The organism is Solibacillus sp. FSL R7-0682 (assembly GCF_038005985.1).
Taxonomy (GTDB): Bacteria; Bacillota; Bacilli; order Bacillales_A; family Planococcaceae; genus Solibacillus.
This window is the reverse complement of record NZ_JBBOUI010000001.1, coordinates 126,027-136,277: the sequence shown is the minus strand read 5'-3', so window position 1 is coordinate 136,277 and position 10,251 is coordinate 126,027. Positions and strand designations below refer to the sequence as shown.

5 protein-coding genes, 1 pseudogene and 1 other annotated feature are annotated in these 10,251 nt (G+C 33.7%); of the genes and pseudogenes, 1 reads left to right on the top strand and 5 read right to left on the bottom strand.

Annotation, left to right across the window (positions count from 1 at the left end; genetic code table 11):
• Positions 1 to 333 precede the first annotated feature (333 nt).
• The 5 genes and pseudogenes from MKZ17_RS20540 to MKZ17_RS00675 all read right to left on the bottom strand — a co-directional run.
• Positions 334 to 719: pseudogene (locus MKZ17_RS20540) on the bottom strand (IS21 family transposase); the annotation flags it as partial.
• Between the two features lie 479 nt (positions 720 to 1,198).
• Positions 1,199 to 2,383, bottom strand: a complete 1,185-nt coding sequence (locus tag MKZ17_RS00690) for a spr1629 family repressor/antitoxin (protein WP_340721902.1) — start codon at positions 2,381 to 2,383, stop codon at positions 1,199 to 1,201.
• A 27-nt stretch (positions 2,384 to 2,410) separates the two neighbouring features.
• A complete protein-coding gene (locus MKZ17_RS00685) occupies positions 2,411 to 3,181 on the bottom strand; it encodes a spr1630 family ClpXP-sensitive toxin (protein WP_340721901.1) in 771 nt (256 codons plus the stop codon).
• 100 nt (positions 3,182 to 3,281) lie between these two features.
• Complete coding sequence (locus tag MKZ17_RS00680) at positions 3,282 to 4,808, bottom strand: Tn7-like element transposition protein TnsE (RefSeq protein WP_340721900.1); 1,527 nt, start codon at positions 4,806 to 4,808, stop codon at positions 3,282 to 3,284.
• Positions 4,783 to 6,630: a TnsD family Tn7-like transposition protein gene (locus MKZ17_RS00675; RefSeq protein WP_340721899.1), complete on the bottom strand. Its 1,848-nt coding sequence runs from the start codon at positions 6,628 to 6,630 to the stop codon at positions 4,783 to 4,785. Before MKZ17_RS00675 ends, MKZ17_RS00680 begins: the two co-directional genes overlap by 26 nt.
• A 233-nt stretch (positions 6,631 to 6,863) precedes the next feature.
• Positions 6,864 to 7,101 (top strand) — a binding site (T-box leader).
• A gap of 61 nt (positions 7,102 to 7,162) precedes the next feature.
• Between MKZ17_RS00675 and ileS the strand changes: the two genes are divergently transcribed.
• On the top strand, positions 7,163 to 10,234 hold the full coding sequence (gene ileS, locus MKZ17_RS00670) for an isoleucine--tRNA ligase (protein WP_340721898.1): 3,072 nt from the start codon (positions 7,163 to 7,165) through the stop codon (positions 10,232 to 10,234).
• Positions 10,235 to 10,251: the final 17 nt, after the last annotated feature.

Genomic DNA, 10,251 nt, shown 5'->3' with positions numbered 1-10,251 from the left:
GAACTGTTTATAATAAATAACACATTTAGGAAATGAATATACCAAAAGACTCATATGCGCCCCTAAAGGAAACCCCCGTGGGACTTGCTCAAGCGATTTATGTGTCCATTGTTCAATTAAACTGCTCCGTTAAAAGTTCAATAAGATCATTGGGTTGCATATGCAACTCAATGATCTTCAAATTGGAATGGCAACAGATTTGGACAACCTCCTACTCCAGAGCCTCTACCTTCTTTAATCCATTTTTCAACTTTAGATACCCTAGCTCTTTTAGGCATAAAAAAACACTCCTTTAGATTATAGTAATCCTAAGGAGTGAACCGGTGGTGGCTAGGCAAATCGGTAATTACTAAAAGGAAGCGTAAATACAGCTAAAGAAAAACTTTTCAGTTTCCCATCAATATAAAGCTTCACTTCGCCCCAATCGAATTCAATTTCACGTCCAGCAGTCGGCTCTTGGCGAATAAATACTTCTTTTGTTCGTTTTTCTTCACGCTGTACAAAATTACGTACAGTCTCTTCGTTCCTTTCTTTTTTATAGGCCGGAGGCGTTAAGTAGTTATCTGTAATAGGTAGATTTCTTGTATCCTTCTGCCTTGTTGCTAAATCTTGTTCAATATATTTATAGTATTTCGTGACATTTTGAGCTTTAAAGCTATTTGATGCTGGCTCATATTGTGTTTATGATAAGCTAATAATACTTCTTGCTTCTTTTTCAAAGGAATCACCTCTATATCCTCCTAACTATTTACAGTTAGGAATAGTTTGGTATAAAGTGGCTCTCATTTCAATTGCGTTAGTGGCTCAGTTTTAGCTTAACAAATACAAGCAATATAGTTTATTAACCTATAATGTTGCAGCATTCTCACCTTATTCGTTCAACCCAAGCACTATGATTTACAACCCCCCCCCTAGCGGGAGTAGAGCGTGGAGATAGAAATATCACATTACAAACATTAGAAAAAATTACAGTTGGTTTGGAAATTAACGCAAAAGATCTTTTCGAATTAGAATCACCTATGAAGCAATTGCCTATTGAATCTGAGCAGCTTATACATATGTTTGCTGAGCAATTAAAATTAAAATCTGATATAGAAGTAAAATTAATCATCGACTTAGCCAATAAAATATTCGAGACATATTCAAAATAAAAAGAAGACTGCATTCAATTCTGAATAACAGTCTTCTAAGTTCTACATTATTTAATGATTTTCAAATCATTAATTGAAAATCTTTGCTGGTTATTTTCAAGATATTTTGCAAAAAATTCGTCTTCAATACCAGTAATACTTGCTACAAACTTTATATCTACTTTTAATTCCTCTGTTAATTGTTCTAGATCAATTATCTTCTTATCCAGAATTAGCTGAAGTATACTTCTTACTTTCATTGGCTTCTCGATAGTAAGAATAGTATCTAACGGTTCTTCTTTTCTATATCCATTTTTATTTATGGACATAAAAAAATAGCGAAATTGTTGATGCGTAATTAATTCCAAGTTTCTAGCTCTCATAGCCATAGCTTGTAACGAAACTAACCACTTCTCTTTTAATTCTTTATATGCATCAGGGTTGGATACCTTACTGATTTTTAAAATATCCTCAGTAAACGCTTTTCTTGGCATAAGAAACTCCGAAGCAAATAAATGAGCCTCATCTTCTTTTAATTTATAAGATGGTTTATCAAGCATATTAAATTCTGTTTTATAATGTAATAATAAATGTCCTAGTTCATGAGCCAAATCAAAGTTCCGACGTGCTGCTGATTTTTTTATATTCCCTAATACAATGTACGGAATATCATCTTCTGTCCATAAACTATATGCATCAATCGTTTCGCCAATAGATTTTTCAAAAATAAACACACCTGATTTTTCTAAATGAAATAAAAAGTTTTTATTGTTATCCTCTGACAAATTAATATGTTTTCTAGCCATTTCTGCTATATGACGAATTTGCAGATTACGTTCAGCCTGTTGATTAGAATTTAAATACTCTAATACCTTTTGTCGTAATGACAATATTTCGTTTTTAGGGTACTTTATTTTTTTACCTATTTTCTTTATAAATGCATCTAAAAACTTTACATGCATTAGTTCACTTTGAGTCTTCATTGCTGTATTGATTGACTCTGAACGATAGGCAATTCTTTCGATGCGAATATTCTCTGGTTGATTGTTCTCTAATAAATCTTCCCTAAAAAAATAAGCTGATTTAACTTTAAATAAAGTTTTCATCTTATTTACTACTTCTAATTTAGGAGACACATAACCATTTTCATATTGCCAAACAGCTTGTTCTGTAATACCCAATTCTTCAGCTAACTGCGAACGGCTTAGCTCATTTAAAATTCGGATATTAGTTAAGCTTTTACCAATAAACAAATTAGTAGCTCCTTTCTTAATTCGATATTAACTTTCTCCAGTTGCTTCATCGATATCATCTTCAACAATTTCAATATCATATAAACTTGCATCAGGCATTTCAGTTGAATTTTGTAATATTGCTTTAGTTTGTTCTTCCATTTCAATTATATGAGATGTTTTAGTATTGATATGGTCAGATAAGTCTTCAACCAAATACGCTTTATTATCTAATGGATTAGGCATCCATAAATTAACAGCGTTAATTAAAAATTCGTCATCAATTTCATAAGTAACAATATAAAACCTGTCATACTGTTTAGCTATTTCTGATACTTCTTCATTCGTTAAAGAAGCGAAGGGTAGCTCGTCAAACAATACTAACTGGCGTGATTGTCCACTTGGAGTTTTATTAGTCTTACTAGGAAACTCTACATCTTCATTAATACTTATAAACTCCTCCATATAAGCTGATTTCTTACTTTTAGAACGTCCATACGTATCTTTACCTCTATCAACAGCTTCTGGATCAAAATAACGTGCATTTTTAATCAAAAAGAGTGTTTTGATATCATCAACACTGAATTTTAAATACTGCCATGTAACCCCAGCTTTTGAAAGCTTACTTTCTACCCCTAATTTTTCACATTGAACTGCCACGTGGTGATCAATATGATTTCCTTTTACCCATGCATAAGCACCATGAACTTTTAAATTACGCGCTGCTTCTTTTCTTACACGTAAATAATCCTTATACCCTTCGATAATTCCATCAACAATGCTTTCACTTAGCTCTTCTGACAAACGAAACTTTTTCATCAATAAACCAATCCCCTTTGCATTTCATGGATAAAATCACAATAAAAAATGATTTTCTTTAATTATAATTAAAGTTTAAGTGTATTAAAAGGATTATCTATTAAACGTCAGAGATTTTATTGAAGACCAAATTTTTAAAGTTACTCGTGTGCTTTACTTTATAAATTGCTAGGCTCTTTTCCCATTTAACTAAACCTTCTTTTAACCAACTACCTGAGCTGAATATAATGTATTTTAGTAATGGTTCAATATGCAACTTAATATTTGAACCATCTAAGGATGTAATAATTAAAGTAGAAACACTACGTCCAGCGCGTTCAAGTTCTAACAATGCCACTTCTTTTCCATTCCTTAGTTTTACATAAGCCACTATATACTTTCTAGGAGTAATGCCATCATCTAAAAACGCAAATGAACGCTCTCGTATGTCAGTTAACTCACCAACATATGCCTCCACACTTTCTACAAAATAAGCTCTTGATAACTCATTTAATACATCTTTAAAGTCCGCTAATTCACCATTAACATATGTATTTTGTAAAGACTTTACTTCTAAGCCTCTTAATATATTTGTTCCGCCAATATCCCCCATTGAACGGCTATTATTATCTACTTTTACTGTCTTTTTTGTATTATCATCAATTCCGTCACGTTGTTTAGTTGAGACCGTTCTTTGTCTAGTGATCAATAGAGCATCTGTGTACTCATGAGTTAAAATATCTGTTACTACCTCATCAAATTCATTTGTACGTCCATCAACTGTTGCATCGGCTTCATAATCACCTGAATTGGAAAGGGGGAGAATTATACGTTTTCTTGGCTCATTCGATTTTTCCTGACGTACAAGGCTAGGATGAGTAATTTCTAAATTAGAAACCTGTAGTTCTTTTTCTAGCATCGATTTAATATTTAAAACTGTATATCCTGTGGCCGTTTTTTTCACACGTAACTTCAATTTAATCGGTGTTTGAAATGGCCAATCAAACCTAATAGAGTTATTAAATTGAAAGTTACTAGCCATACTTTCATAAACTTTACGAACAGGATTGGTCATTAACAACCAAACTAAGTGATGCAAGTACTCGTTCTTTAAATACTTTGCATTATATGAAGATGTAAAATGTAATCGTAATAAATCAGGTTCATATTCCTCTGTAAAATATAACGGGAACGAGTTCATTTCAAAGATGCGATTTAGAAGGAACGCATTCGGTGCAATTATCCCTCTCATTACTTCAATTAATGGTAAATTCAAACGTTCTCGGTTATGTTTGATAACGAAAGTTTGCGATCTTTCTATATAGTTTGTTTTATGTATTGTATAGTCTCTTTCAAAATATCCAACACAATTTGGCTCTATGGTGATAATAATTTCTTCAGTTTGATTAGGTGAAATAGGCTGCGTAATGACTCCATCTATGTAATAATGTTGGATTATTAAAGAAGTTAGTGTAGTCCAATCAACTATTAACTTTTCAGTTGTATAATAGCCACTAACTTTTCCACTAAAATAAACTGGCAACACAACCTTTTTTTCGTCTCTAAAAGGCGCACCGATCCACTCTAATTTTACACGTGCACCTTTATCAAATGGCCAATCTTTAAGTTTTATACCTTTGTCGCTCATCAATTCCACCCAGTTCCTTTTCTATATACCTTACTAATATTGGTTGAATCTTTTTAAAATCCTTTGATTTTACTCCAGCCAGCCGCTGAACATGCCAAAGCTTTATTTCGACTTCCTCACGTTTCATGTCATCAATCACTTTATAACAACGACGTATCTGAAATTCCTGTACACTTTCTGTAATTTGCGTTAACAAATTTTTTGTAATAGGCAACTTTTCTAGATGTTTCTCCAAATTGGCTAATATTCCTACCCGTTTCCCCAAAATAGATGAGGTAATTCGAATCGGCTTCTTAGACGCTCGTAATTGTTCATATATCTCTTTTATTCTCATTGAATACTCTTTATCTCTTTTATTCCAATCAACGGTTTTAACATCATTTCTGCGCTTTTGAGTTGGTGGTAAGGCATTAAATAACCATTGTTTATCATGTCTATATAAATACATAAATTGCTTTTGATATGCTTTACGTAATTGTGAGCGACTAAATTGAGGATTATTTTGCATAATCTCAATAAATTCAGCTCTGTATAAGAGTAACTGTGAGGTTGGAATAGGGCATATTTGTAGTTCCGATTCCTTTAATGGTTGCTCTAGATACTTTTTAACAGTTTTCGAATCAACACCTAATTCTCGCGCCATAGCTCGGATGCTTAATGTGTCATTAGATAATTCATTTAACCTTTGATGCCAAACCTCGCCAAAAGCTTTCACTCGACCAAGCTCGAACATATCTGTCGCTTGTTTTCTTGCATAAGTAAACCCACATGAACATGTAAATGTACCAATTAAATTTTTAGTTTTATAATCCCTTGATACATCTACATCTTGAATTACAAACTGCTTATAATGTAATGCAGCTTTATTTAAACAAGGAAATGGACCAGCACCAAATGTACCTTGATCTGTTGTTAATTGCGCAAACTCTGAAATATTTTGTTGTAAAAAGTGCAATAAAAACAAATGACGTAACGGATGTACATGTCGCTTTGAATTACGTGTTAATACTTTCAACCAGTTGTACTCATCAAATTCATTTAGCTCGCTCTCATATTCTTGAAGAAAACCTGATGGAAAGGAGGAGGCTACAACTTTATACAGTTCTTTCTGACGTACATGATTAGATGCTGTAATTAAATTACGCACTCTCAATAAACTTCTGTATTTCGTACTTACAACTTCCCTCGAAAGTTCATGTAGTGGTAGTTGTAGTAATTGATAAGCTTGTTTTGCGATTTCAACAGCAATTTCCTTATAGTTATCCACTTCATAAATGGCTGTTAAATTCATATGTCTCATTTCAAAACGGACATATGCTATTCGGCTATCACTTTTAATCGGATATTGGCGCAATGGGATTTCGTGATTTGGACAATAATTGATGCCTTGTAACTGATGCTCTCTATGAATATATGGTTCACCATATTGCGCATTATCGTCCTTAGCACATTCAGCACAATAATATAGACCATCCTTTCGGCAAATACTTCCGGCTACAATACCAAGTCTTGTATATAAAGCTTGTCCATCTTCTAATACGTCCTGCAATATCTCTTGCTGCCGAGCTTCCGATAAAAATGAAGCATAGTAGGGGTAAATCGTATGATGAGCTAAAAGGGACTCAACGGAATACTGCGATCCTATTTGCTCAGCCAAGACGGAAAAATAACTACCAATCTCCACACTCGGTATTACAGAACGACTGCCAAACAACTCTTCTAAGGTGTCCTTACAATCAATATTTCCACTGTAAAAATGATAACGGGAAATGGCTGAATACAACAATTCATTTGGATATGGAGTTGGGAAGAAGGGTAGCATTATTCATCATCCTTTTCACAATTTATGGTAAAACCATACAGAACGTACGTTTCTTTTTTTATAAAGTATATTGTTTTTTATTATAATTTTCCATAAAAATTGAAAAATAATGACATTGTCTTAGTGTACCTTTGGATTCGGAACATCTGTCTACTATGGTTTCTTCTTAAATACAAATTTTATATAATTGACAAAATATTCCGCATTTGTTACGATTCCTTTAATAAAAGCATACAAATTCGTTGAAGAGAAAAAGTAATGTTTCGTCTTGTTCCCCAGAGAGCTGATAAATTGGTGAAAGTCAGTGTTCAAGTGTTACATGAAAATCCTCTCTGAGAAGGTTAGCTGAAATCAGTAAGCGAACCCGGGTGTCTACCGTTAAAAAGAACGCGTATGATTGTACGTTGCTAAGTGCTATTGGATCGGCTTCAATAGAATTAGGGTGGTATCGCGGTTAACCCCGTCCCTTACTTGGGACGGGGTTTTTTGTATGCCTTTTATACACTATGGTATAGGAGGAATTGATATATTTATGGTAAAAGAAACAATGCAACAAAGAGAACAAAGAATTCGACTGTTTTGGAATGCATCAAATATCTTTGAAAAATCCATTAAAAATCGTCAAGAAAGCACACCGTTTGTATTTTATGAAGGGCCACCGACTGCTAATGGATTGCCACATGTAGGACATGCTTTAGGAAGAACTGTTAAGGATGTTGTTGCTCGTTATAAAACGATGCAAGGTTTTTTAGTTGAACGTAAAGCTGGTTGGGACACTCATGGTCTGCCTGTTGAATTAGGCGTTGAAAAACAGCTTGGAATTTCCGGGAAACAAGAAATTGAAAGTTATGGCATAGAACAGTTTGTTGAAAAATGTAAAGAAAGTGTATTCACATACGAGAAAATCTGGCGTGCATTTACAGAAGAATTAGGCTATTGGGTAGATTTGGATTCTCCCTATTTAACCTTAAGTAATGAGTATATCGAAAGTGTATGGAATATCCTTAGTAAAGTACATCAAGACAAGTTACTTTATAAAGGCCATAGAGTATCACCGTACTGTCCTAGTTGTCAAACATCATTAAGTTCACATGAGGTAGCACAGGGTTATAAAGATGTTAAGGATTTATCAGCAACTGTAAAATTTAAACGTACAGATTGTAATGAGTTCTTCCTTGGCTGGACAACAACACCATGGACATTACCAGCGAATGTTGCCCTTGCCATGCATTCAGATTTAACCTATGTAAAAGCTGAACTAAATGGAAAAACATATATCGTAGCAAAATCTCTTGTGTCAAAGGTCCTTGACTCCGAAGCTAAAATTATTAGTGAGCACAAAGGAATTGAATTTGAAGGTGTTGCATATCACCCTCCATTTAATTATGTAAAAATAGAAAAAGGTCATATCGTAGTAATGGCTGACTATGTAACTGAATCAAGCGGAACAGGTATTGTTCATATTGCGCCTGCATACGGTGAAGATGACTATCGAACTGTAACTCAAAATAATCTTTCGTTTGTCAATGTGGTAAATCAGCAAGGCAAATATACTGATGCGGTTTCCGATTTAGCTGGTCACTTTGTAAAAGATTGTGATGTTGAAATTATTAAGCTATTAGCAGATTTAAATTTACTTTTCCATAAAGAAAAGTATGAACACAGCTATCCATATTGCTGGCGCTGTGATTCACCACTACTTTATTATGCAAATGATAGTTGGTTTATCAAAATGTCATCACTAAAAACCAAACTACTTGAAAATAATGCAACTGTAACATGGTATCCAGAACATATTAAAGAAGGTCGATTTGGAAATTTCCTTGAAAATGTAGTCGATTGGAATATTAGCCGAAATCGCTACTGGGGGACTCCTTTAAATGTATGGATTTGCACATCTTGTGGACATGAAGAAGCACCTGAAAGTATAGAAAAATTAAAAAGCTTAGCAATGAAATCTCTCCCAGAAAACTTAGAATTGCATAAACCATATATAGACGAAGTGATCTGTAGATGTCCTGAGTGTCAACATGAGATGAAGCGTACATCAGAAGTAATAGACGTGTGGTTCGACAGTGGTTCTATGCCCTTTGCTCAACACCACTATCCATTTGAACTAGAAGTATTCAAAAAACAGTTTCCTGCAGATGTAGTTATTGAAGGTATTGATCAAACTCGAGGTTTTTTCTATAGTTTGTTAGCTGTTTCGACGCTTTATACGGGAGGCGCACCTTATAAAAACGTTTTATCATTAGGACATGTTTTAGATGAACATGGGCAAAAAATGTCGAAAAGTAAGGGGAATGCTCTAGACCCCTTAGAATTAATGCATGATTATGGCGCAGATGCATTACGTTGGGCTTTGCTAGTAGACAGTTCACCTTGGAACCCTAAACGATTTTCAACAAAAATTGTACAGGAAGCTAAGTCGAAGTTTTTAGATACACTTGAAAATACCTTTAGTTTTTATCATTTATATGCGTCCATTGACGGATATAAATTCAACTCAACTCTACCCGGAAAACAAACAAAGATGGATGAATGGATGTTATCACGCCTTCATAGCACAATCTTTAAAGTAACAACATTCATGGATGATTATCAATTTACACAGTCAAGTCGTGAAATTGCCAAGTTAATTGATGATCTAAGTAATTGGTATATCCGTAGATCCAGACAACGCTTCTGGGCTTCTGGTTTCTCAGAAGATAAACGTGCAGCTTTTAATACATTACATGAAGTACTCAGTACAGTCTGCAAGTTATTAGCACCTTTTACACCATTCATAGCTGAACATATTTATATGCAATTGCATGATGAAAGTGTTCATTTACAGGACTATCCAAAACCAAACAAAGTAGTAATAAATGACAGTCTTGAAAATGAAATGAAAGATGTAATCAAAATCGTTGAACTTGGCCGTAGTATACGAAATGCTGAAAGTCTAAAAGTAAAACAGCCCTTAGCTGAAATGGTTATTTGTTCGAACAGACATTTCGATGCATATCAAAGCATTATTCAAGATGAACTAAATGTTAAGAAAATACACTGGACAGAAAACTTAGCTGGTTTAGCAGATGTATCATTAAAACTAAACTTTAAAACAGCTGGTGCTGTATTTGGAAAACATGTAAATGATCTGAAAAACTATGTTGAAAATATATCATTAGATGAAAAAGAAACATTAATAAGAGAAGGGAAATTGGAGGTACAGATATCTAGCCAACGCTTTATATTAGACAACACACACGTTTTAACAGAAACACACGTGAAGGATGGTTATACTCTCGCCAAAGAAGGAACTTTAACTGTACTATTGTGTACTCAATTAACACGTGAACTGGTTGATGAAGGACATATCCGTGATTTTATTCGCTGTATCCAAGATAACCGTAAAAAGTTGAATTATCCAATTGAACAATATATTGACCTTCATATTCTTTGTTCCTCAGAATGTCAGGAATTGATTAATAAATTTAAAAAATTAATTAAGGCAAGTGTATTGGTACAAGATATAGTATTTGTTTCAACAATGAATTCACAACCCGTTGTGAAATATGAATTAGATAAAAATGGTTTAGAATTTACTATGAATTTAAAATAAAGATTGAATTATTAAAC

Excerpts from the sequence above, each read along its gene's own strand:
- MKZ17_RS00675 (WP_340721899.1), bottom strand. The coding sequence starts at position 6,630 with ATGCTACCCTTCTTCCCAACTCCATATCCAAATGAATTGTTGTATTCA.
- MKZ17_RS00680 (WP_340721900.1), bottom strand. The coding sequence starts at position 4,808 with ATGAGCGACAAAGGTATAAAACTTAAAGATTGGCCATTTGATAAAGGT.
- MKZ17_RS00685 (WP_340721901.1), bottom strand. The coding sequence starts at position 3,181 with ATGAAAAAGTTTCGTTTGTCAGAAGAGCTAAGTGAAAGCATTGTTGAT.
- ileS (WP_340721898.1), top strand. The coding sequence starts at position 7,163 with ATGGTAAAAGAAACAATGCAACAAAGAGAACAAAGAATTCGACTGTTT.